This is a genomic window from Streptomyces kronopolitis (genome assembly GCF_014646275.1).
Lineage (GTDB): Bacteria > Actinomycetota > Actinomycetes > Streptomycetales > Streptomycetaceae > Streptomyces > Streptomyces kronopolitis.
Genome location: NZ_BMND01000003.1, coordinates 363,882 through 386,088 on the forward strand (window position 1 = coordinate 363,882; position 22,207 = coordinate 386,088).

Consider the following 22,207-nt stretch of genomic DNA (forward strand, 5'->3'; position numbering starts at 1 on the left):
GCACCCGCGGCCGCGGGCACTCCGCCGGCGCACCTGGGGTGTGCCGTGCGGGGCGGGCCGGACCCCGCGAGCCCGCCGTGATCCGGACGGCACGCCCTACGCCGGCCGCCGCAGCACCAGAAGGCTCCGGCCGACGAGCGTCAGCCGGTCGCCGGCCTTGACCTTGTCGCCCCCGCCGTCCGCCACCGCCCGCGGCCGGTCGGTGTCCACCACCACCTGCCACTGCCGGCCCAGATGCTCCGGCACGACGAACTCCTTGTCCTGGTCGTGGGCGTGGAACATCAGCAGGAACGAGTCGTCGGTGACCGTCTCACCCCGCGGGCCCGGCTCGGAGAGGGAGCTGCCGTTGAGGAACACCGTCAGCGACTTGGCGTGCACCGACTGCCAGTCGCGCGGGCCCATCTCCTGGCCGTCCGCCGTGAACCAGGCGATGTCGGACAGCTCGTCGGAGGTGCCCTCCCTCGGATGGCCCTGGAAGAACCGCCGCCGCCGGAAGACGGGATGGTCGCGCCGCAGCCACACCATCTGCCGGACGAACTCCAGCAGCGCCCGCTCCTCCGCGTCCCCGTCCGCCTCCTCCGCCGCCCCGTCGGCGTCCTCCGCCGTCCCGCCGGCCTCGCCCGTCTCGCCCGCCTCGTCGGTCCCGTCGGCCCCGCCCGGCACCCGGGGCTCCGGCCAGCGCACCCACGACAGCTCGTTGTCCTGGCAGTACGCGTTGTTGTTGCCGCCCTGACTGCGCCCGAACTCATCGCCCTGGCTGAGCATCGGCACGCCCTGCGACAGCATCAGCGTCGCCAGGAAGTTGCGCATCTGCCGGGCCCGCAGCCGCCGGACCCCGGGGTCGTCGGTCGGCCCCTCGGCGCCGCAGTTCCAGGACCGGTTGAAGCGCTCGCCGTCGCGGTTGTCCTCGCCGTTGGCCTCGTTGTGCTTGTCGTTGTATGAGACCAGGTCGCGCAGGGTGAAGCCGTCGTGGCAGGTCACGAAGTTCACCGAGGCCAGCGGACGGCGGCCGTCCTCCTGGTAGAGGTCGGAGGAGCCGGTCAGCCGGGACCCGAACTCCGCCAGGGTGCGCGGCTCGCCCCGCCACAGGTCCCGCACGGTGTCGCGGTACTTCCCGTTCCACTCGGTCCACAGCGGCGGGAAGTTGCCCACCTGGTAGCCGCCCTCACCGACGTCCCACGGCTCGGCGATCAGCTTCACCCGGCTGACGACCGGGTCCTGGTGCACCAGGTCGAAGAACGACGACAGCCGGTCCACCTCGTGGAACTGCCGGGCCAGGGTCGCCGCCAGATCGAAGCGGAAGCCGTCCACCCGCATCTCCTGCACCCAGTAGCGCAGCGAGTCCATCACCAGTTGCAGCACATGGGGGCTGCGCATCAGCAGCGAATTGCCGGTGCCGGTGGTGTCCATGTAGTACTGCCGGTCCTCGCACAGCCGGTAGTACGAGGCGTTGTCCAGCCCCCGGAACGACAGCGTCGGGCCCAGATGGCTGCCCTCGGCGGTGTGGTTGTAGACCACGTCGAGGATCACCTCGATACCGGCCTGGTGCAGCGCCCGTACCGCCGTCTTGAACTCCAGCACCTGCTGGCCGCGGTCGCCCCAGGACGCGTAGGCGTTGTGCGGGGCGAAGAAGCCGATGGTGTTGTAGCCCCAGTAGTTCGTCAGCCCCGCGTCCACCAGCCGGTGGTCCTGCACGAACTGGTGCACCGGCATCAGCTCCAGGGCGGTCACCCCGAGCTTCGTCAGATGGTCGAGGATCGCCGGATGCGCCAGCGCGGCATAGGTCCCGCGCAGCTCCTCGGGCAGCTCCGGATGGCGCATCGTCAGGCCCTTCACATGGGCCTCGTAGAGCACCGTCTCGTGATACGCGGTGCGCGGCGGACGGTCGTCGCCCCAGTCGAAGTACGGGTTGACCACCACCGACGCCATGGTGTGCGGCGCCGAGTCCAGGTCGTTGCGGACCTCGGGGCGCCCGAAGTGGTAGCCGTAGACGGCCTCGTCCCAGTCGATCCGGCCGCTCATGGCCCGGGCGTAGGGGTCGAGCAGCAGCTTCGCGGAGTTGCAGCGCTGCCCCCGCTCGGGTTCGTAGGGGCCGTGCGCCCGGAAGCCGTAGCGCTGTCCCGGCATCACTCCCGGAAGGTAGGCGTGCCGCACGAAGGCATCGCTCTCGCGCAGCTCGACGGCGGTCTCCGAACCGTCGTCGTGCAGCAGACACAGCTCGATGCGCTGCGCGGCTTCGGAGAACACCGCGAAGTTGGTGCCCGACCCGTCATAGGTGGCACCCAGCGGATACATCTGTCCCGGCCAGACCTGCATGGGGTAGACCCTTCCACGTTCTCGGCGGGCGCTGCGGCGACTCCACGACACACCTCAGCGGAACAAAACGGAATCCTCGCCCAACTTTTCGCAACTTGTCGCACACGGAGGGCTTTTCGCGAGATCTCCGCTGAATGGTGGGCAACCTGTCGCGATGTCGGATCGTCCTATCAGTCGTCCTACTGGAGGACCGACGGGGGACCGACATGCGTGTCACGGAACGTGACAGCAGGGGGGAACTGTGCACCACCTGATGCACCGCCACCTCGGCAAGATCGTCGCGGGCGCCGCGCTCGCCCTCACGGGCACCGCCGCCATGGCCGCGATCACCTTGCCGTCCGACGCCGGAGCCGCCGGCAGCGGGAACGGCGGCCGCCCCGCCGCGGCCGGCGCCCCCGTCCCCGGGAGCGACGGGGCACCGCCGCCGCCCGGCGTCGTCGAGCGGGCCCCCGCCCAGGGGAAGCGCGGCACGGGGCGGGACCCGCTCACCGACGACGAACTGCGGCGCGCCCAGGACCTGGCGCTGCCGCGTACCCGCCACGGCGCCGTCGCGGACGTCACCGGCAGGCCGGGACTCGAACGCCTCACCACCGACCTGGTCGAACTCACCCCCGTGCAGGCCCGGCTCGCCGACCCGCCGCGCCTGGCACGGGTCTCGTTCTACGACTACCGCAGCGACAGCTACCTCACCACGACCGTCAACCTCACGACCTCGGCGGTGGAGTCGGCCGACACCCAGCACGGCGTCCAGCCGCCGCCCGGCCACGACGAGGCCGTCGAGGCGGCCCGGCTGCTGATCGCCGACCCGCTGGGGGCGGGCCTGCGCCAGGACTACCGCGCCGCCACCGGGCACGACCTCACCGGCCCGGACCCGCTGTCGGTCACCGGCTTCGTCTACCGCGGCCGGGCGGAGGGCGAGGCCCCCGGAGCCCTCGGCGACTGCGGGAAGCACCGCTGCGTCCGCCTCTTCACCAAGATCAAGAACGGGCAGTGGATCGACACCCGCCGCTTCGTCATCGACCTCAGCGCCCGCACCGTCGCCCGCCTGGGCTGAGCGCGCCCGCCCACCGCCACTCCTTCGCACAGGAGCCTTCGCCATGCCCGAAAGCCGCCCCACCGGTGCCCGCTCCCGCGGCCCGCGCCGCCGCACCACGGCACTCGCCGCGGCCGCACTGCTGTGTGCCGCGCCCGCCCTGCTGACCGCCCCCACCGCCCAGGCCGCCCCCACCGCTCCCGCCGCACCCGCTCCCCGGTGCAGTCCCGCCTACCGCCTCACCCAGACGCTCGACGGCGGCACCGTCTGGCGCATGTGCTGGCACTACGAGGGCAACGCCGGCCTCGTCCTGGACGACATCTCCTACCAGCCCAAGGGTGAACGCGCCCCGATCAAGGTGCTCACCACCGCCAAGCTCGCCCAGATCCACGTCCCCTACGACGACGGCACCAACGAGTACGACGACCTCACCGGCCAGGGCTTCGCGCAGGGGCTGCAGAAGCTCGACCCGGCCGAGTGCCCCGGCGGCACGATCAAGACCGTACGGGTGCCCGGCGCCTGGGACCCCGCGCACCCCGACGTCAGCGGTCTGTGCGCCACCACCCGCGCCCGCGGCCACGCCTACCGCAAGGGCCCCTACCCGGGCGAGAGCGCCCGGACCTACCAGCTCCAGGGCAAGGACCTGCTGGTCTACACCGTCAACAAGGTCGGCTGGTACGAGTACATCACCGAGTGGCGGTTCGCCGGCGACGGCACCATGACCATGCAGGTCGGCGCCACCGGCACGGTCTCCCCGGGCGACTACGACGCCGGCGACGGCCGCGGGATGCCGCTGGGCAAGGGCGCCAAGGACTTCGCCACCAGCCACAGCCACAACGTCTTCTGGCGGCTGAACTTCGGCCTCGACGGCTCCACCACCAACAAGGTCGAGCAGTTCGACTCCGCGCTCACGGCCCGGTCCGGCGGCCGCACCCCCACCATCCGCACCACCCGCACCCCCGTCACCAAGGAGCTGGCCGGCGACGCCGGGCCGCTGCGCTGGTGGCGGGTGGTGAGCGACACCGGGAAGAACAAGGACGGCCACCCGCGCTCGTACGAGATCGTCCCGGGCCGCTCCGCCAAATACACCGGCCGCGGATACACCCGGCACGACGTCTATGTCACGGACTACAAGGCATGTGAGCAGTTCGCCAGCAACAACCTGGCCAACTGTGGGAAGGGAGCCGGCCGGAGCGTCGACACCTGGGTCAACGGGCAGCCGCTGAAACACCCCATCGCGTGGGTCAACATCGGGTTCCACCACATCGCCAGGGACGAGGACCAGGAGCCGATGCCCGTGCACTGGCAGGGCTTCCAGCTGGTGCCCCGCGATGTGACCGCTATGAATCCGCTCACTCCGCCCGCGTTGTCCGGGCACAACGGGCACTATGGATAAGGGGAGTTGCCGACCGACTCGCCCCATCCTGCTGCACCGCCTCCCGCACCGCAGTAGTCTGCCTTGATCGTTGGCACGGGGGTTCGGAAGGCGGTGGCAGGTGAGCGGCGGGCTGGAGTTGCCCCCTGGTGACGAGAGTCATGAGGGCCATGAGGGCGGCTCCGTCGACGCACCGCCCGGCGCGGTGTCCCTGGCACGGCCGCTGGAGATCGGCGCTGAGCTGGACTGGGGCGCCGACGCCTGGAGCGAGGTGCGCACCCGGGCCCGCCGGGCCGGGCGCGCCTACATCTGGCTGAATCTCGTCGAGCAGCGGCTGCGGGCCGTCGTGGCGGCCGTCCTGCGGCCCATCTACGAGCCGGTGCACGGCGACGAATGGGTGATCGCCGCGGCCGGCCCGGCCGGCCAGGAGTGGGTGCAGCGCGCGGTCGCCGTGCGCGAGGTCAGCCGCCGCAAGGGCTACCTCCTCGACCCCGCCGACGACAACATCGTCAGCTTTCTGACCCTGCCGCAACTCCGCGAACTGATGGTCCAGCACTGGCCCTGCTTCGAGCCGTACTTCGACGACCGCCGCGACGTCGAGCTGGCCCTCGACGAACTGGAGGTCGCCCGCAACATCGTCTCCCGCAACCGCGCGCTGTCCGAAACGGTGCTCGCCCAGGCCGAGCGCGCCTCCGCCCGCCTCCTGGACATACTCGGCTCCGGTGTCGGCACCCGCATCTCCGGACGGCTGCCGATCGACGCGGTGGAGGACCTGGTCGGCGACCGCTACGCCGACGTCATCGGGGTGCATTCCGACCGGGTGCGGCTGCAGCGCCAGCTGCCCGCCGAGGACCTCTTCGGCGGCGCCCGCCGGCTGGACGCCGTGGGCATAGGGCTGAACCTCCTGGTCCAGAACTACTCGGGCCGGCGGCTGGTCCGGCTCGCGGAGTCCGGCTGCCGGGTGCGGCTGCTGTTCCTCAACCCGGCGAGCAGCGCGGTCCGCCGCCGGGAGCGCGAAATCGGCCTGAAGAAGGGCGAGATGGGCCGCTCCATCGAGATGAACATCCTCCACATGCGGCGGGTGCGCGCCCGGCTGCGCGACCCCGGCGCCTTCGAGATCCAGGTCTTCGACGAGACCCCGCGCTTCACCGCCTACCTGGTCGACGGCGACGGGTCGGACGGCGTGGCCGTCGTCCAGCCCTACCTCCGCAAGAGCCGCGGGATGGAGTCCCCGGTCCTGGTCCTGCGCGGCGGCGGCCGCGAGGTCGTCCGCCAGGACGCCCGGGAGGGCCGCGACGGCGACCACGGCCTCTTCGAGACCTACCGCGAGGAGTTCGAGAGCATGTGGGCGGATTCGCGGCCGGTGTCCTGACGGGGTGGCGGGCCCGTTTCGGGGCGGTCCGCCGGCGACGCGGAGGGCGCCGGGACGGGACGGACGACATGGCGGGCGGGGTGCCCCTGTGGGAACGGCGGCCGCTACGGCGTTCCCGTGATGCCGCCGTCGACCCGTAGTTCGATCCCGTTGACGTAATCCGCCAACGGGCTCGCGAGATAGGCGACCGCGGCCGCGATGTCCTGCGGGCGCCCCAGCCGCCCGCTCGGGTTCGGCGCGTACTCCGCGGCGATGTCCGCTTCGTCCAGGCCGGTCCCCTCGTCCAGGCCGGTCCCCTCGTCCGCCTCGGCGGTCGCCCGCTCCTCGATCATCCGGTACAGGGAGGGGGTGACGATCACCCCCGGGCTCACGCAGTTCGCGGTGACGCCGGTCCCGGCGAGATGGCGGGCCAGGCTGGTGGTCATGTTCACCACGGCGGCCTTGGCCGCGGAGTAGGTCGCCATGTGGGGCAGCGGTGTCCGCACGGCCCGGCTGCCGATGGTGATCACCCGGCCCCAGCCGTGCGCGCGCAGCGAGGGCAGCAGTGTCTGGCTGACCCGCACCGTCGGCAGCACGTTCCCCTCGAAGGCGGCCCGCCAGTCGGACGGCTGGGAGCTGTCCCAGTCGTGCTCGGCGAACGGACCGGCATTGTTGACGAGGATGCGGGCTCCGAAGTCCCGTGCGGTGAGCGCGACCTGCTCGGCGACGCCCGGTTCCGTCAGATCCCCCAGCACCACCTCGGCCCGCACACCGCGGGCCGCGACCCGCTCGGCGACGGCGGCCGCGGCCCCCGCGTCGCGCCCGTGCACGAGGACCTCGCACCCCTCGTCCGCCAGCATCTCGGCGATCGTCGCCCCGATGCCCGCACTGCTGCCCGTCACCAGCGCGCCCTGTCCAGCCAGCCGTAGGTCCATGGCGGCCAGCCTAGTGTCCGGGGACGGGAGGGAGGGGGAGGGAAAGGAGGGGTGCGGGGGTGGGGGAGGGCGCGTGCCGGGGGTTGGGCCGGGGCCGGGGCCGCGGCCGGGTCGGCGGCGGGCCGGGTGAGGGGTGCGGCCCGGGGGGCCGGTCGCCGGTCGCCGGGGTGGCGGGGCAGCTGGGCGCGTCGGGCGGCCGGTCGGTTGTCAGTGGTGCGTGCGAGAGTGGGCGGGCAACGGGGGAAGTACCACCGAAGGAGGCCACATGAGCTGGCATCAGGAGCTGCTGGTCAGCTTCGATCTGGAGACCACCGGCACCGACGTCGAGCAGGACCGCATCGTCACCGCGGCCCTGCTCCGGCTGGAGGGGGACGGCCGGGCCGCCGCACAACGGACCTGGCTGCTCGATCCGGGCGTGCCGATTCCGGAGGAAGCCGCGGCCATTCACGGCATTTCGACCGCTTATGTCCAAGAACACGGACGCCCGCCGGCCGAGGCCATAGAGGAGATCGCCGAGGCGCTGGCCGATGCCCTGCGCGCGGACATCCCGCTGGTGGTGATGAACGCCCGCTATGACCTCTCGCTGCTGGACCGCGAGTGCCGGCGGCACGGCCTGCGGACCCTGACCGAGCGGCTCGGGCACGCCCCCGCCCCGGTCATCGACCCTCTCGTCCTGGACAAGCACGTGGACCGCTACCGCAAGGGGAAGCGCGCCCTGCAGGCCCTGTGCGGCCACTACGGCGTCCGGCTCGACGGCGCACACGAGGCGGGTGCCGACGCCGCGGCCGCCGCCGGGGTCGCCCGGCGCATCGGGGAGAAGTATCCGGCCGTGGCCCTCCCGTCGCCCCGTGCGCTGCACACCCTCCAGGAGCAGGCCGCCGCCGAGCAAGCCGCCTCGTTCCAGGAGTATTTGCGGCGCACCGGCGATCCCCGGGCGATAGTCGAGCCGGCCTGGCCGCTGATCCCGTACCAGGCCGGCGTCTGAGCGCTGCGGATCCTTCTTCTGTTGGTGCCAGGGCTCCTGCTACCGGCCGCCCCGGCCGTCCGGCTCAGAAGGGGTACCACCGCACCGTCGCGTCCTTCTCGCGCAACGAGGCGATCCGGCGGCCGAATTCCGTGCGCGCCGCCGGGTTCCCGGGCGCGTGCTGGGACACCCAGGCACAGCTCGCCGTCTCGCGCGCCCCGCGCAGCACGGCGCAGCCCTCCCAGTCCCGTACGTCCCAGCCGTAGGCGGACACGAAGCTGTCGTAGGCCTCCGGGGACAGGCCGTAGCGGTCCCGGCTCAGCGCCATCACGACCAGATCGTGCTCCCGCAGATCCGAGGAGAAGGTCTCCAGGTCGACCAGCACCGGCCCGTCCGGCCCGATGTGCACGTTGCGGGGCAGCGCGTCGCCGTGCAGGGGGCCGCGGGGCAGCCGCGGTTCCAGGGCGGAGGCGGCGGCCGCGAAGGCGTCCCGCCGCCCGCGCAGATAGTCCGCGTCGGCGGCCGAGACGGCGTCGCCGGCCAGCCGCAGCCAGCGCTCGACGCCGCCGAGCAGTTCGCGCCGGGGCAGTGCGAACGGCGGCTCCGGCAGCGCGTGGACCAGCTTCAGCAGCGTGGCGAGGTCCTCGGGCGAAGCGGGGCGCTCGGCCGCCGGCAGCCGCTGCCAGTAGGTGACGGGATGTCCGTCGACCAGCGTGGCCACGGGCTCCGCGGCCTGTACGGCCGGTACCCCCTCGGCCGCCAGCCACCGCGCCACCGCCAGCTCCCGCTCGGCCCGCTCCAGGAGTTCGGCGCTGCGGCCGATCCGCACGACGGGCCCGTTCGCACCGAGGGCGAAGACGGCGTTCTCGCCCAGCGAGAGCAACTCGGCGCCGGCCGCCGCATCGGGCCGTCCGGCCGCGGCCAGTACGTCCCGGGCGCGCGCCTCCGTGAAGGCGGCGGGGCTCGGTGCGGTCATCGGATGCCTCCTGCGGTGCGGGAACGCGACCAGTGTCGCAGGTCCGCCCGGCGGGGCTCGGCGGATCGCGGTGTGCCGCCCAGGGTGGAGGGCTCGCCCCGGAACCTCGGCCGCCGATCCGTCTGCCGGCCGCGCCGCCCGCCCGGCCCCGCCGCAGTCAACTGGGGCCTCGCAAGGCCCCGTTCACGGTCGCCGCACTCCGCCCATTGCCTTCATGTAAACGGAGTTGAGTCACCCGGCTTCAACTCCTTGGTCTTTTTGACCACTTCTGAAACCTTTCCCTTTTCGTGGGCCTTGTTGCTTATCTCACACGACGTGGCTGGCCTTGAAATCGGACTGATCAATCAGACAGGGTTTCGAACCAGTCCGACGGAGATCTTCCGGTCTCCTCGGGCTATTGCGCAACGCTTTCCCCCCACACCACGAACGAGGAGAACCCTCGCAATGGCTCACAAGCGTTCCAGCAAGAAGCGGCTGGTCACGGCGATAGGCGCCGCGGTTGCCGCTACTGGTATCGCCACCGTCACCGCGGTCACCGCGGGGGCGTCCCCCGCCGCCGAAGGCAAGATCTACGGAGCCGAGGCCAAGGGTGCCGTCAACGGCAGCTACATCGTCATGCTGAAGAAGTCGATCCGTACCGCGGAGAGCGGCGACCTCGCCGCCAAGTACGGTGGCAAGGTCAAGCGGAAGTTTTCCTCCGCCATCGACGGCTTCTCCACCACCGGGCTGAACGGCGAGGAGGCCAAGCGTCTCGCCGCCGACCCGGCCGTCGACAAGGTCGTACAGAACAAGAAGTTCCACATCGACGCCAGCCAGGCCAACCCGCCGTCGTGGGGCCTGGACCGCATCGACCAGACGGACACCAAGGGCGACAAGAAGTACACCTACCCGGCCGACGCGGGGCAGGGCGTCACCGCCTACGTGATCGACACCGGCATCCACATCAGCCACAAGGACTTCGGCGGTCGCGCCTCGTACGGCTTCAACGCCATCGACAAGAGCGACAAGGCCGAGGACGACAACGGCCACGGCACGCACGTCGCGGGCACCATCGCCGGTACCGAGCACGGCGTCGCCAAGAAGGCCAAGGTCGTCGCCGTCAAGGTCCTCGACGGCAAGGGCTCCGGCACCACCGAGCAGGTCGTCGCGGGCATCGACTGGGTCACCAAGAACCACAAGGGCCCCTCGGTCGCCAACATGTCGCTCGGCGGCGGCGTGGACGAGGCGCTGGACTCGGCCGTGAAGAAGGCCATCGACGCCGGTGTCACCTTCGGTGTCGCGGCGGGCAACGAGTCCTCCGACGCGGGCCAGAGCTCCCCGGCGCGGGTCAAGGAAGCCATCACGGTGGCCTCCAGCACCAAGGACGACGAGCAGTCCGACTTCTCCAACTACGGCAGCGCGGTGGACCTCTACGCGCCGGGCTCCGACATCACCTCGGACTGGAACACCGGCGACGACGCCACGAAGACCATCTCGGGTACCTCCATGGCGACCCCGCACGTCGTGGGTGCCGCCGCGGTCTACCTGGCCGGCCACAAGGACGCCAAGCCCGCGGACGTGGAGAAGGCCCTCACCGACGGCGCCACCGCCGACAAGATCACCAACCCCACCAAGGGCACCCCCAACAAGCTGCTGAAGGTCGTCGAGTAACCACCTCGCCCCTCGGCTCCCGCCGCCCGCCGCGCTCGCCCCCACGGAGTGCGGCGGGCGGCGGTGCTTCCGGCCTCCGCCCGGCGCCGCTGCACCAACTCCAGACATCCACAACCGGGTTATCCACAGGAGGATACCTCCGGAACCATTCGACGGTCTCTCCCCCTACCGTCGGTGACATGCACGGAGGACTGCCGTTCATCGGCATCAGCACCATTGTCTACGGCCTGATCGGACTGATCACGGTCGTAGCCGGCGCGATCCGCAAGACAGGGGGAGATCGAGTTGCACACCATCACCGTCATCGTGCCCGCTCACAACGAGGAGGAGGGACTGCCGGCCACGCTGGAGTCCCTCGCCCGGCAAACCGTCCGACCTGACCGGATCCTGGTCGTGGACGACGCTTCCACGGACCGGACCGGCGAAGTGGCGGCCTCACACGGCGTGACCGTTCTGCGTCCGCCACGGAATCTCGGCAGCAAGGCCAAGGCGCAGAACTACGCGCTGCCGCAGTGCACCACCGACCTCGTCCTGGCCGTCGACGCGGACACCGTCCTCGCGCCGGACTACATCGAGACCGTTCTGCCCGTCTTCGACGATCCGGAGGTCTCCATCGCCGCGGGCACGGTCCGCACCCGCCACACCCGCACCCTCTGGGAACGCGGACGCTCCACCGAGTATCTCTTCGGCTTCCACTGGCATAGGCCCATCCAGGCGCGCGCCAACAGCCCCATGGTGTGCTCGGGTTGCTGCTCCGTCTTCCGCCGCGACGATCTGATGGCCTTCGGCGGCTTCCCCGAACGCACCATCGTCGAGGACATGGACTATACGTGGGCCCAGCAGATCGCGAGCAGACGCGCGGTCTACGTCTCCGATGCCGTGGCCCTCGCCGCCGATCCGGAAGACCTCACCTACCTGCGCAAACAGGTCTGGCGCTGGATGGCGGGCTTCTGCCAGAACGTCCGGCTGCACCTCGGCCGGCTGATCGTCCACAAACCCCTGCTGGCGGTGTGGGTGCTTCTCGCACTCCTGGAGATCCTCACCGCGCCACTGTGGTGGGCGACGCCCTTCGTCCTCGCCGCGACCACCGACCAACCACCCGCCCTCGCCTTCGCCTGGTGGGCCGGAGCCGAACTCCTGCTGACCACACCACCCCTCCTCTACGCCGCCCGCCGCCGCAAACTCCCACTGGCGACAGTGCTGTTGAACGTCCCCTGTGTCTACGCGACCAAGGCCGTCAACCTCGTCTACGCCTGGAAGGCCCTGATCGTGGAACTGCTGCTGGTCCCCCTCCATCTGGCACGGGGCCTGACGGTCTACGAGAAGGGCCGAGCCGACACCCCGGCCGCCCGGCCGGTAGTACCCGGAGTGGGGTGACGCGCACTCGAAGGACCTGGTGATGTCACCGTTCATGTGAAGGAGGAGCAGCTCTCCAGGGGCCCGGCGGAGGTAGGGAGAGAGTCTCCCTACCTCCGCCGGGCGGGGGTGAATTGCCCAGTCGTGGGTCAGGGGCGCGCGCTCCCGGATCGTTGAATGTCGAATGGTGTCACTCACGTCTGACGCCTGACAGATTCCTCAACTGGCAATGCCCGCCGCGCCGTCCGACCGCATCTACGCATTGTCCGTGTCGAAGTGAATAAGGGGCTTGATGATTCCTCCTTCCTTCGTTTCCATCATCCGGAAGGCTCGCTCGATCTCGGTGAAGCTGAACTCATGGGTGGTCATCGGGGTGGGGTCGACCTTTCCCGTTTCCATCAGCCGGAAGATGCGGCGGAGCCATCCGCGTCCTCCGCGGTTGAAACCGCCGTAGACCTGCTTGTCGGACATGCCGTAGCCGAATGGCTCCAGGGGGATCTTCAGGGGCTCGCGTACCTCCCCGTGATACCCGACGTTGGAAATGCGGCCTCCCGGCTTCGTGACCCGGAATGCGGCCTCCCAGGTCGCGGGGGTGCCGAGTGCCTCGATGGCCGCGTCGACCCCCTGGCCGTCCGTCAGCTCCAGGATGCGCTCCACCGGATCGCACTGCGTGTGGTCGACGATCAGATCGGCGCCGAAGCGGCGGGCGAGGTCCTGGCGGGCGGGGACCGACTCGACGGCGATGATGAGCCCGGCGCCGAGGAGCCGGCAGCCGATCGTCGCCGACAGGCCGACGGCGCCCTGCGCGAAGATCGCCACGGTCTCGCCCAGTTGGAGTTCCGCGTGTTCGGCGGCGACGAACCCGGTCGAGAGCATGTCGGTCGCGTACAGCGCCTGGTGGTCGGAGAGTTCGTCGGGAATGGGCGCGAGGTTGGCCTCGGCGTTGTTGACAAGAAAATACTGAGCCAGAGTCCCATCCCGCTGGGTGGTGAACTTGGCGCCGCCCAGCATCCGCCCTTGGCACTGAGAGGAGAACCCGCGCTGGCAGGAGTCGCACTGGAAGCAGGGCGTGATTCCGGCGGCCGCGACACGCTGGCCCTTGACCAGCCCCTCGACGGCCGAACCGAGGGCATGGACGACGCCTACCGCCTCATGCCCCAGTGTCACGTCCGGATCGACCGGGATCACGCCCCGCATGACGTGCACATCGGTCGTGCAGACCAAGGCCGCGGTGGTGCGCACGACCACGTCATTGGGGCCGGGTTCGGGAACCGGCTTCTCGATGACGCCGACCTCGCCCACCTTGCGGAGCACAAAGGCTCTCACCGTGGGCCTCCGTCCGTTCGGCGGGGGAGGGCGGGGACCTCGCCGGTCGGCGAGAGCCGGCGGGCTACTCCGGTGACAGGGCCAAGGGTGTGGGTGTGCCCGGCGGTGGTGGGGGCGTGCGAGTGGCTCATGCCATCGCCCTTCCCGCGGACGGGACCGGAAGACGGCGGTCGGGCCATCTTCCGCCCGTTCAGCCGAGGCCGCGCGCCCGTGCGGTGTGGCGCGGGGCGGGGCGGAGGCTCGCGGAACCGTGGGCGGCTGCCGGGGCCGGGGCCGGGAACGAGGCGATCGGCGACGGGGTACCGACCACCGACCACCGGCCACGATCACCGACCACAGCACAGGCCACCGGCCACGGCCACCGGCCACCGGCCACGGTCACCGACCACCGGCCACGGTCACCGAGGACTACCGGCCGCAGACCGTCGCCGGTACCGGGGGTGGGGCCGGTGTGCTGCCGTTCAGTTCGGCCAGGGACTCGTCCAGGGCCTCGACTAGGTGATCCTCCTGATGTGGGGTCAGAAGGGCATGGCAGGGGAGGTTCAGGTGCTGCTCGAACCAGCTGCGTTCGGCGACGGGGCACTCGCCGCGCAGGTGGCCGCGGTGGCGCCACTGCGGCAGCAGATGCTGGGGGAAGTAGCGGAGCTGGATCTCCACACCCCGGCGGTCCAGGCTCAGGACGAGGCGGTCGCGCAGTTCCTGGTGGGAGGTGAAGCAGGTGTAGAGGTGGTAGGCGTGTGTGCTGTGGGCGGGCGCCGACTGGGGCGTCATGAAGGGGTAGCGGGCCAGTACCTCGTCCAGCCGCGCGGCGAGCGTGCGGCGTCGGACGGTGGCGGCCGGGAGCCGGGCCAGCTGGGCCTGGCCGAGGGCGGCGACCATGTCCGGCATCGTCGCGTCCCCGCCCGGCCGCCGTGTCCGGCCGCGGTGGAGCGGGATGGTGTGCGGGGTCCACAGGGCGGCATTGGGCGCGGCCGTCCGGTCCGGGAGCAGGTGCGCGCTGCGTGCGTCGGTGTCCTCGGCACGCAGCCGGTGCAGGCGCCGGGCCCAGTCGTCGCGGTCGCAGGTGATCAGCCCGCCCTTGCCGAGCGCGCTGTCCTTCCTGGAGTTCCGGAGACTGAACGTGGCGATGTCCGCCAGCGATCCGGCGCTCCGTCCGCGGTAGCGGGTGCCCAGCGCGTGGGCGCAGTCCTCCAGCACCAGGAAGCCGTGGCGGCGGGCCAGCGCCATGACGGTGTCCATCTCGGCGGGGCAGCCGCCGTAGTGCACCAGCAGAAGAGCCTTGGTGCGCGGGGTGATCAGCGACTCCAGTACGGCCGGGTCGATGGCGAGGGTGGTGGGGTCGACATCGCAGAACCTGACCCGTACGTCGTAGTCGAACAGCGGCCGGACGGTGGCCTGGTGGGTCTGCGGGGTGGCGATCACCTCGTCGCCGGGGGTCAGGCCGAGCATCCGGACCGCCAGCTGCAGGGCGACCGTTCCGCTGGTCACCGAGACCGCGTGCCGGCTGCCGACCGATGCGGCGAAGGAGCGCTCGAACCGTTCCCGCCGCACACCGGTCGGCAGCGGGGCGCTCTCGTGGAGGAGTTCGGCGCGTACCGCTGCCTCGGTGTCGGCGGGCAGCGCTCCCCGCTTTCCCCAGGGCACGACGTAACTCTTGTCCAGCATCAGATCCCCCCAGATGGTCGCCGGCGCACCGATGGGTGCCCTACCCATGACAGCCGAAGGACTGCGCGGGGTGAAGAGCGGGCGGTGGTCAGCAAGGTCAGTTCGGTCAGGTTGCGCGTCGGTGCCGTGCGCGCGCATTGTCCATGCCGGCCACGTCGGTCGCCGGGTCCGACCGGAAGGGTTGCCGGACGGTTGCCCGGCGATTCCGCCCCGCCACGCTTCGACCCGTCCCGGCCGCCCGGTGGATCAGTCCTCGTCCTCGCGGCCGGCCCCGCGAAACGAGCTCTCCGCGAGGACCATCTTGCGCTTGACCGGCGGCAGATGGTTCATCGTGCGCATCGCGGTGCGCATGCCCGTCCGGGCCAGGGTGCCGAGCAGGTCACCCTTGTGCATGACGGAGTGACCGTCCATCTGGGCACGGGACTTGATGACGGCGTCCCAGGCGTAGGACGTCATCGTCGACTCGTACCCGCCCACCGCGTCCAGGAGGGACAGCTCGCCGCGGCTCGCGGCGGCCAGCTTGCGGGTGAGCAGCCGGGCGTCGCGCAGCGCGGTGTTGGCGCCCACCCCGCGGCCCGGCGTCATGGTGTGGATGGCGTCACCGATGAGCGTGACGCTGCTGGGCTTCCACGGGTCGATCGGCTCGGACGTCCGGATCACCAGGGGGAAGCTGCTGTCCGGGTCACCGAGCGAGAAGATCCGCCGGTAGTCGGGGTGCCACGAGGCCGTCTTCTCCGTCACGAGCTGCTGGATGCGGGCGCCGCGCAGCTGCGTGACGTCCTTCGGCAGCCACTTCTCCGACGCGGCGAAGCCCCACATGATGTAGTCGCGGCTGTTGTCGTAGAGCATCCCGGGCCAGGCGCGCAGCGCCTCCGCGTCGGTGCTGCCGATGCCCGCCTTCGGCTTGCCGTCCTCGTCCCACTTGAAGCGCATCACATGCAGGATGCACATGAACCCCTTGGGGCCGTGCACCATGGTGACGCCTTCCATCACCTCTTGGGCAGCAGCGCGCGGGTCTCGTCGGTGAGCGGCGTCTTGCCGGTGATACCGATCAGGCCGGTGTCGATCAGCTTGGCGTGCGGCAGATACTGCTTGCGGACAAGGGAGTTGGCTCCCTCGGCACCCACGAGAACGTCGCCGGTGGCGGACTCGCCGTCCGCGAAGAACGCGGTGACGCGCCCGTCGGCGTGCTGCTCGTAGTGGGTGAAGCACTTGTCGAAGTGGACGACGTCCTCCACGCCCGTCAGCAGCACCTGGCGCAGCGTCATGCGGCTCACCGACTCGTCGGCGTCGTCCTCCGACGGCTGGTCCTCCGCCTTGAGCACCTCGGGTCCGGCCGAGAAGAGGAATTTCTTCTCATGCGTCATCTGGTTGCCGTACAGGGGGCGTTGGGCGCAGGTGGTGAGAAAGGTGTCGTACAGCTCGGGTGACAGGTTGGCCCGCAGCGCCCGCTTACCGTCGGCGTCGATCCCGACCCGGTAGCCCTGCAGACCGTCGCGGCGGGTGCGGTCGCGCTCGTACACCGCGACGCTGACGCCCGCACGCTTGAGGCCCTGCGCGAGGCAGAGCCCGCCCGTGCCGGCGCCGATGATGATGACATGCAAAGGTAAACCGGGCATGGTGGTCTCCCATTTCGTCATGGTGGCGGCGTGTCGGCGCCGTGGGCCGCGGACGCGAGGACGCGCCGCGGACAGCCCTCAGCGGGCGTGGGCGGCGGCCATCGCGGCCAGCCACTCCTTGGTCCAGGTGATGCGCCCGGAGCGCAGGTCCGCGATCACCGATTCCACCCAGTGCAGCTCCGCGGCGGTCGTGGCCCGCATGCACTCCATCTCCAGGGTGAACAGCCGGCCCCATTCGCCCGACGCCGCTATCTGCGTGTCGAGCCGGGCCAGTTCGGTGGCGAGGTTGGTCCGGCGCTTCTCCAGCTGTTCGGCCACCTCGCCGGGTTCGAGGAGGGGGACGAACGCCATGGCGGCCAGGAACTCCGGGTACTCGCGGGTCGGAGCCGCCAACGCGTCGAGCATCCAGTCGCGCCACACGGCACGCCCCTCGTCCGTGAGGGCGTAGAGCGTCCGCTCGGGGCGGTTGTGCTCGCGGCTGCTCTCCCGCACCTCGATCAGCCCCTTGCGGTGCAGGCGGTCGATGGTGCGGTAAAGGCTGGCCCGCTGGCCCACATTGACCACTTCGCCCTTGCCGCGGTCCTTCATCAACCGCTGCATCTTGTAGGGATGCATGCCGGGCTGCTGCTGGTGGTCCACCTCGGCCAGCAGGGACAGCACCGCCAGAGCCAACGTTGAGCGCCTGTACGTCATAGTTTCCAGGTTACTAGTCGACGGGCGACTATCATCCGAGCCCCGGGACTGGACTTACCGACGCGGATGTTGTGGGCGACCAGCGGGGTGTCCGGGGCTGACGTTCCACCGCAGCGTGTCGGCCGTGGGCCGTGGGGACGTAGGCGGTGCTGCCGTGGATCGAGATGTTCGTCTGCTCGGTGCAGGCCAGGATGATCACGCCACCGGAGACGTTCGCGGCCGTTCTGGCTGATGGTGCAGCGGATCGTCGGCCGGTCCGGCGGCAGGCCCTCGACCGGGCAGATCAGCGCCATCCCGCTGTTGTCGTGGCTGACGCTGTGCTGGTACAGGTCGCCGACGCCCGCGCCGTCGCCGTCGACGTCGACGGCAAAGGTGAAGGCGATGGCAAACGCCCCCAACTCGACCGCGTCGCCACCGCCGTTGGTGTTGTATCGCAGCGTCGTGCGGTCGGAGTTCGACGACCAGATGCCGCGTGGCCGGTGGTCGGTCGAGCCCCCCGCCTCAACCCCCCGTCGGAGGAGGCCCCGTGCTGCCGCGGGGGACGAGTTCGGTGGGGAGGACGATGTGGCGTTCGTGGGCGCCGTCGGAGTCGTCGATCACCGAGCGGGTGAGGGCTATGGCGGTGCGGCCGAGTTCCACGGCGGGCTGGGCCAGGGTGGTCAGGCCCATGACTCCCGCCATGACGTGGTCGTCGAAGCCCATCACCGAAACCTGCCCGGGAACCGAGACGTTGGCCGCGCGCAGGGCCGCCAGCAGCCGGAACGCCAGGTCGTCGGTCTCGGTGAACAGGGCGGTCGGCGGGGACTGGAGGCTCATCAGCCGCCCCACGGCCGTGGCCATGCCGCTGCCCTTCCAGCCGGGCACGCTCATCACCAGGGAGGGGTCGTGCTCCAGCCCGGCGTCGGCGAGGGCCCGCAGATGCCCGGCGAGGCGGTTCTTGCTGCTCCAGGCGAAGCCGGTCTCGTCGAAGGTCTGGAGGAAGGCGATCCGCCGGTGGCCGAGGTTGAGCAGATGGCGGGTGCCGCGCAGGGCGGCGTCCTCGTCGTCGACGTAGACGCTGGGGCGCCCCGGTGCGTGCTGGCTGACGAACACTAGGGGCATCCCCAGATCGTCCAGCCGGGCGCGCTCGGCGGGGGTGAGGGCGAAGCTCACCACGAGGAGGGCGTCGGCGTTGCGGCGGGCGGGCAGCCGGTCGAAGAAGTCGGCGCGTTCGTGGACATCGCTCACGCTGTAGACCAGCAGGTCCAGGCCCGCCTCGCGCAGCGCGGGCGCCATCCCGGACAGCGCCGAACTCAGGAACCACGAGGCCAGGTTGGGCATGAGGACGGCGACCCGGCCGGTGCGGCCGGTGACCAGGCTGGATGCGCTGCGGGTGATCGCGAACGAGAGCTCGCGGGCCGCGGATTCGACGCGGGCGCGGGTGGTGTCCGAGACGGTGGACAGCCCGCGCAGCGTGCGCGACACCGTGGACACCGAGACCCCCGCCCGATGGGCCACATCGGCCATCGTGGCCTCGCTCCGAGCTGAGGACATGCCGGGACGCTAGCACAAAATCGCGATGACAGCGTTGCCAGGAGAATCCTCGCCGAAATCTGTTGTTCATCACCCGTTGACCTGGCGACAAGGCCACTTCTAGCCTGCAAGCGCTGTCATCGAAGTCAGCCAAGACGTGAGGAGCACGCATGGCCTTGCGCCGCAGAACCCTGCTCGCGAGCGGTCTCGCCCTCGGAGCCGGGTTCACCAGCGGTTGCGCGGGCAAGCCCCTGGACACCCTGCTGACCCAGGCTGCCCACACCCCGCGTACCCCGGCCACTCTCACCTGGTGGGTATCCGAAATCCCCGCCCGGAACGGTCCGGTGGTGGCCGACCTGATCATTCGCGCCTTCCAGCGCCGCCATCCGAACATCCGCGTCCGGAAGTCGAACGCGCTGAGCGCCACCGACGCCAACCGCGCCGCCGTCACCACCCAGCTCGCGGGGGCCTCACCCACTCCGGACGTCTATCTCGGCGACACCACCTGGCCCGCCCAGTTCGGCGCCAACTCCCTTGCCCTGCCGCTGCAGAAGCTGCTGCCGAAGGACTTCTGGGAGGGCTACCCGCCGGCGCTGCGCAGGGTCAGCGAATACCGCGGCGCCGTCTACGCGCTGCCCTTCTACACCGACAGCGCCTACCTCTTCTACCGCAAGGACCTGCTGGCCAAGCACGGGCTGCCGGTGCCCCGCACCTGGGAGGAGCTGCTGCGCACCTCCCGGAAGATCCAGCGGGCCGGCGACGCCGCCTACGGCTTCCTCTGGCAGGCCAACGTCTCGGAGTCGCTGACCTGCAACGTCGCCGAGTTCCTGGCCGACGCCGACGCCCCCGTGCTGGATGGGGAGGGCAAGGTGGCGCTGAACGGGCCGGGGGCGGAGCGGGCGTTCGCGATGATGCGGCAGTTCACCGAGACCGGCGTCTCGCCCGCCACGGTCACCACCTACGTGGAGGCGGACTCGCAGGACGCCTTCGTCGGCGGCCGCGGCGTCTTCCTGCGCAACTGGTCCTACGCCTGGGGCAACGCGGCCGACCGCTCGGCCTCCAAGATCGCGGGCCGGGTCGGTGTCGCCCCGCGCCCCGGCTTCGACGGCGGCGGCCCGCCCGGGGTGAGCTGCGCCGGCGGCTGGAGCAACTTCGTCAATCCCAACTCCCACAACCTCGGGGCCGCGGTCGCCTTCGCCCGCTTCTGCGCCGGCGAGGAGGCACAGATGATCCTGCTGAAGAACGCCGGGGTGATCCCGGCCATGCAAGAGGTGCTCACCCGACCCGAGGCCCGCCAGGCCGGCGACCCCACGCTCACCATGGCGCACGGGCTGCGCCTGGTCGCCCGCCCCGTGCAGACCCCCTACTACTCCCAGGTCAGCAAGGCGCTCTACACCCAGGGCAACGCGGTGACCGGCGGCCGGACCTCCCCGGCCGGGGCCGTGCGCGCCGCCCGCGAGGACATCCGGACCGCGCTGGAAGGCAGGGCCCTGTGACCGCCGCGCCCTCCGCCGCGACCGTGTCGCGCCAGTCCGCCCCCGAGCCGGCCGGCCCGCCGGGGACGCCGGCCCCGCGCGAGGGCGGTCCGGCCCGGGCGAGCCGCCGCCGCAAGGCCCGCACCGGCTGGCTCTTCGCCTCGCCGGCGCTGCTCACCATCGCCGCGGTGACGGTCTTCCCGGTGCTCTTCTCCGTGCTGCTGAGCTTCGCCGATATCCGCCTGGAATACGGCGGGTTCCGCATCGAGTCCCTGACGGGGGACCACTACGCCGCCGTGCTGGGCAGCCCGGAGTGGCGCCAGGCGCTCTTCTTCACCTTCGGGTTCACCGTCGTCACCGTCGTGCTGGAACTGGTGCTGGGCACCCTGGCCGCGCTGGTGCTGGACCGGCTGGGCGCCGCCCGCGGCTGGGTCCTGGCCGTGCTGCTGCTGCCCTGGGCGCTGATCAATGTGGTCGCCGCCCAGCTGTGGGGCTATCTCTACAACGGCACCTACGGCGGACTGACCTGGCTCTTCGGGCAGTTGCTCGGCCAGCAGCCGGACATCCTCGGGCAGCCCGCCTCCGCCATGGGCGCCATGGTGGTGGTCGACGTGTGGAAGACCACGCCCTTCGTCGCCATTGTCGTCCTCGCCGGGCTGATGCTGATTCCCGGCGACGTCTACGAGGCGGCAGAGATCGACGGGGCCAACGCCTGGACCACGTTCTGGAAGGTGACGCTGCCGCAGCTGCGCCCGATCATGGCCATCGCCGTGCTCTTCCGCATCCTCCAGGCCTTCGGCATCTTCGACCTGCCCTTCGTGCTGACGCAGGGCGGACCGGGCACCGCCACCCAGTCACTGGCGATCCTGGGCTACAAGACGCTCTTCCAGAATCTCGAAATCGGCCGGGGCGCGGCGGTGGCGACCACCACCGCGGTCATCGTGATCGGCTGCTGTCTGCTCTTCCTGCGGCTCTTCAAGGCCCAGGCCGACGAAGGGGGGCGGGGATGAGCCGCCGCGCACCGGCCTCCGGCATCCGCCGGTACCTCAACGCCGTCAACCTCGGCGGCCTGGCGATCGTCGTGCTGTCGACGCTCCCGCTGTACTGGATGCTCGCCTCGTCCTTCAAGGGCCCCGGGGAGATCAGCGCGGCCCCGCCGACCCTGGCCCCCGAGTCGCCGACGCTCGGCAACTACGCCGAGGCGTTCGTCCGCAACGGCATCGGCCACTATCTGCTCAACAGCGTGCTGGTGGCGTCCGTCTCGACGGTCCTCGTGCTGGGGCTGTCCTTCTTCGCGGGGTACGCGCTGGCCCGCACCCCGCTGCGCGGCCGCGGCCCGCTGATGACCGTGCTGCTGATGCTGTCCGTCTTCCCGCCGATCGCGCTGGTCGTCCCGCTGTTCCTGCTGGAGCGGCAGGTGGGGCTGCTCAACAGCTACGCCGGTCTGATCGTGCCGTACGTCGCGCTGAACCTGCCGTTCGCCATCTGGATCATGCGCAACTACCTGGTCGGCATCCCCCAGGAACTGGAGGAGGCGGCGACCGTCGACGGCGCGGGGCCGCTGCGCATCGTGCTGACCGTCATCGCCCCGCTCGCCCGGCCCGGGCTGTTCACCGCGGGCATCTTCACCTTCACCGCGACCTGGTCGGAGTTCCTGCTGGCGCTGACCTTCAACAGCGAGGACGGCCACCGCACCGTCCCGGTCGGCATCGCCCTGTTCACCAGCCAGTACACGGTCCCCTACGGGACGCTCTTCGCGGGTGCCGTCGCGGCCACCCTGCCGATCGGCATCCTGGTCCTGATCTTCCGCCGCTCGATCGTCTCGGGCATGACCTCGGGGGCGGTCAAGGGATGAGCCCCCGGCCCCGCGACCGGCGCTGCCGCTCGCGCCCCGACCCACCGCGCCCGGCGCCGCACCGCGTCGCCCCCCGCTCCACCACCACGGCAACCGCCACCGCACC

The 22,207-nt window shown here is 71.0% G+C and carries 19 protein-coding genes; 9 read left to right on the forward strand and 10 right to left on the reverse strand.

Annotated elements, in window-relative coordinates; genetic code table 11:
• Positions 1–96: 96 nt before the first annotated feature.
• Entirely contained in the window at positions 97–2,316 is a 2,220-nt protein-coding gene (gene glgX, locus IEY78_RS05855) for a glycogen debranching protein GlgX (protein WP_189096489.1), read from the reverse strand.
• A 241-nt stretch (positions 2,317–2,557) separates the two neighbouring features.
• On the opposite strand from glgX, the gene IEY78_RS05860 reads away from it, so the two are divergent.
• From IEY78_RS05860 to IEY78_RS05870, 3 genes are all read left to right on the forward strand, one after another.
• On the forward strand, positions 2,558–3,370 hold the full coding sequence (locus IEY78_RS05860) for a Tat pathway signal sequence domain protein (RefSeq protein ID WP_189096490.1): 813 nt from the start codon (positions 2,558–2,560) through the stop codon (positions 3,368–3,370).
• 43 nt (positions 3,371–3,413) lie between these two features.
• The gene (locus IEY78_RS05865) at positions 3,414–4,745 is read left to right on the forward strand and encodes a copper amine oxidase (RefSeq protein ID WP_189096491.1); all 1,332 of its coding nucleotides are present in this window, start codon (positions 3,414–3,416) and stop codon (positions 4,743–4,745) included.
• 100 nt (positions 4,746–4,845) lie between these two features.
• The gene (locus IEY78_RS05870; protein WP_189096492.1) at positions 4,846–6,096 is read left to right on the forward strand and encodes a DUF5919 domain-containing protein; all 1,251 of its coding nucleotides are present in this window, start codon (positions 4,846–4,848) and stop codon (positions 6,094–6,096) included.
• A gap of 104 nt (positions 6,097–6,200) precedes the next feature.
• Here IEY78_RS05870 and IEY78_RS05875 read toward each other — a convergent pair whose 3' ends face one another.
• The gene (locus tag IEY78_RS05875) at positions 6,201–7,010 is read right to left on the reverse strand and encodes an SDR family NAD(P)-dependent oxidoreductase (protein WP_189096493.1); all 810 of its coding nucleotides are present in this window, start codon (positions 7,008–7,010) and stop codon (positions 6,201–6,203) included.
• A 265-nt stretch (positions 7,011–7,275) separates the two neighbouring features.
• Between IEY78_RS05875 and IEY78_RS05880 the strand changes: the two genes are divergently transcribed.
• Positions 7,276–7,995 (forward strand): exonuclease domain-containing protein, encoded by a 720-nt coding sequence (locus IEY78_RS05880; RefSeq protein ID WP_189096494.1) that lies wholly within the window; start codon positions 7,276–7,278, stop codon positions 7,993–7,995.
• A 64-nt stretch (positions 7,996–8,059) separates the two neighbouring features.
• Here the strand turns inward: IEY78_RS05880 and IEY78_RS05885 are convergent, their stop codons facing one another.
• A complete protein-coding gene (locus IEY78_RS05885; RefSeq protein WP_189096495.1) occupies positions 8,060–8,950 on the reverse strand; it encodes an aminoglycoside phosphotransferase family protein in 891 nt (296 codons plus the stop codon).
• Between the two features lie 444 nt (positions 8,951–9,394).
• On the opposite strand from IEY78_RS05885, the gene IEY78_RS05890 reads away from it, so the two are divergent.
• A complete protein-coding gene (locus IEY78_RS05890; protein WP_189096496.1) occupies positions 9,395–10,600 on the forward strand; it encodes a S8 family peptidase in 1,206 nt (401 codons plus the stop codon).
• A gap of 285 nt (positions 10,601–10,885) precedes the next feature.
• Positions 10,886–11,977, forward strand: coding sequence for a glycosyltransferase family 2 protein (locus tag IEY78_RS05895; protein ID WP_189096497.1), 1,092 nt, complete (start codon positions 10,886–10,888; stop codon positions 11,975–11,977).
• A gap of 234 nt (positions 11,978–12,211) precedes the next feature.
• Here IEY78_RS05895 and IEY78_RS05900 read toward each other — a convergent pair whose 3' ends face one another.
• The 7 genes from IEY78_RS05900 to IEY78_RS05925 all read right to left on the reverse strand — a co-directional run bounded on the left by IEY78_RS05900 (position 12,212) and on the right by IEY78_RS05925 (position 18,792).
• Positions 12,212–13,258 carry a zinc-binding dehydrogenase gene (locus IEY78_RS05900; protein ID WP_229699724.1) on the reverse strand — a complete coding sequence of 349 codons (1,047 nt, stop codon included), beginning with the start codon at positions 13,256–13,258 and terminating at the stop codon, positions 12,212–12,214.
• Positions 13,259–13,690: 432 nt separating this feature from the next.
• Positions 13,691–14,947, reverse strand: coding sequence for a DegT/DnrJ/EryC1/StrS family aminotransferase (locus tag IEY78_RS05905; RefSeq protein ID WP_189096499.1), 1,257 nt, complete (start codon positions 14,945–14,947; stop codon positions 13,691–13,693).
• A 246-nt stretch (positions 14,948–15,193) separates the two neighbouring features.
• The gene (locus IEY78_RS34955; protein WP_308426860.1) at positions 15,194–15,937 is read right to left on the reverse strand and encodes an FAD-dependent oxidoreductase; all 744 of its coding nucleotides are present in this window, start codon (positions 15,935–15,937) and stop codon (positions 15,194–15,196) included.
• Positions 15,937–16,587, reverse strand: coding sequence for an FAD-dependent oxidoreductase (locus IEY78_RS34200; protein ID WP_229699725.1), 651 nt, complete (start codon positions 16,585–16,587; stop codon positions 15,937–15,939). Before IEY78_RS34200 ends, IEY78_RS34955 begins: the two co-directional genes overlap by 1 nt.
• Before the next feature lie 57 nt (positions 16,588–16,644).
• A complete protein-coding gene (locus IEY78_RS05915; RefSeq protein WP_189096500.1) occupies positions 16,645–17,259 on the reverse strand; it encodes a PadR family transcriptional regulator in 615 nt (204 codons plus the stop codon).
• Entirely contained in the window at positions 17,256–17,657 is a 402-nt protein-coding gene (locus IEY78_RS05920; RefSeq protein WP_189096501.1) for a hypothetical protein, read from the reverse strand. The genes IEY78_RS05915 and IEY78_RS05920 overlap by 4 nt, the downstream gene beginning before the upstream one ends.
• A 103-nt stretch (positions 17,658–17,760) precedes the next feature.
• Positions 17,761–18,792, reverse strand: coding sequence for a LacI family DNA-binding transcriptional regulator (locus tag IEY78_RS05925; RefSeq protein ID WP_229699726.1), 1,032 nt, complete (start codon positions 18,790–18,792; stop codon positions 17,761–17,763).
• A gap of 149 nt (positions 18,793–18,941) precedes the next feature.
• On the opposite strand from IEY78_RS05925, the gene IEY78_RS05930 reads away from it, so the two are divergent.
• From IEY78_RS05930 to IEY78_RS05940, 3 genes are read left to right on the forward strand one after another with little or no spacing between them, the layout of a single operon-like run.
• Positions 18,942–20,267, forward strand: coding sequence for an extracellular solute-binding protein (locus IEY78_RS05930; RefSeq protein WP_189096502.1), 1,326 nt, complete (start codon positions 18,942–18,944; stop codon positions 20,265–20,267).
• Positions 20,264–21,256 carry a carbohydrate ABC transporter permease gene (locus IEY78_RS05935; RefSeq protein WP_189096503.1) on the forward strand — a complete coding sequence of 331 codons (993 nt, stop codon included), beginning with the start codon at positions 20,264–20,266 and terminating at the stop codon, positions 21,254–21,256. The genes IEY78_RS05930 and IEY78_RS05935 overlap by 4 nt, the downstream gene beginning before the upstream one ends.
• On the forward strand, positions 21,253–22,101 hold the full coding sequence (locus IEY78_RS05940; RefSeq protein WP_189096504.1) for a carbohydrate ABC transporter permease: 849 nt from the start codon (positions 21,253–21,255) through the stop codon (positions 22,099–22,101). Before IEY78_RS05935 ends, IEY78_RS05940 begins: the two co-directional genes overlap by 4 nt.
• Positions 22,102–22,207 lie beyond the last annotated feature (106 nt).

Excerpts from the sequence above, each read along its gene's own strand:
- IEY78_RS05905 (WP_189096499.1), bottom strand. The coding sequence starts at position 14,947 with ATGCTGGACAAGAGTTACGTCGTGCCCTGGGGAAAGCGGGGAGCGCTG.
- IEY78_RS05880 (WP_189096494.1), top strand. The coding sequence starts at position 7,276 with ATGAGCTGGCATCAGGAGCTGCTGGTCAGCTTCGATCTGGAGACCACC.
- IEY78_RS05915 (WP_189096500.1), bottom strand. The coding sequence starts at position 17,259 with ATGACGTACAGGCGCTCAACGTTGGCTCTGGCGGTGCTGTCCCTGCTG.
- IEY78_RS05865 (WP_189096491.1), top strand. The coding sequence starts at position 3,414 with ATGCCCGAAAGCCGCCCCACCGGTGCCCGCTCCCGCGGCCCGCGCCGC.
- IEY78_RS05930 (WP_189096502.1), top strand. The coding sequence starts at position 18,942 with ATGGCCTTGCGCCGCAGAACCCTGCTCGCGAGCGGTCTCGCCCTCGGA.
- IEY78_RS05925 (WP_229699726.1), bottom strand. The coding sequence starts at position 18,792 with ATGTCCTCAGCTCGGAGCGAGGCCACGATGGCCGATGTGGCCCATCGG.
- IEY78_RS05885 (WP_189096495.1), bottom strand. The coding sequence starts at position 8,950 with ATGACCGCACCGAGCCCCGCCGCCTTCACGGAGGCGCGCGCCCGGGAC.
- IEY78_RS34200 (WP_229699725.1), bottom strand. The coding sequence starts at position 16,587 with ATGACGAAATGGGAGACCACCATGCCCGGTTTACCTTTGCATGTCATC.
- glgX (WP_189096489.1), bottom strand. The coding sequence starts at position 2,316 with ATGCAGGTCTGGCCGGGACAGATGTATCCGCTGGGTGCCACCTATGAC.
- IEY78_RS05890 (WP_189096496.1), top strand. The coding sequence starts at position 9,395 with ATGGCTCACAAGCGTTCCAGCAAGAAGCGGCTGGTCACGGCGATAGGC.
- IEY78_RS05940 (WP_189096504.1), top strand. The coding sequence starts at position 21,253 with ATGAGCCGCCGCGCACCGGCCTCCGGCATCCGCCGGTACCTCAACGCC.
- IEY78_RS34955 (WP_308426860.1), bottom strand. The coding sequence starts at position 15,937 with ATGGAAGGCGTCACCATGGTGCACGGCCCCAAGGGGTTCATGTGCATC.
- IEY78_RS05875 (WP_189096493.1), bottom strand. The coding sequence starts at position 7,010 with ATGGACCTACGGCTGGCTGGACAGGGCGCGCTGGTGACGGGCAGCAGT.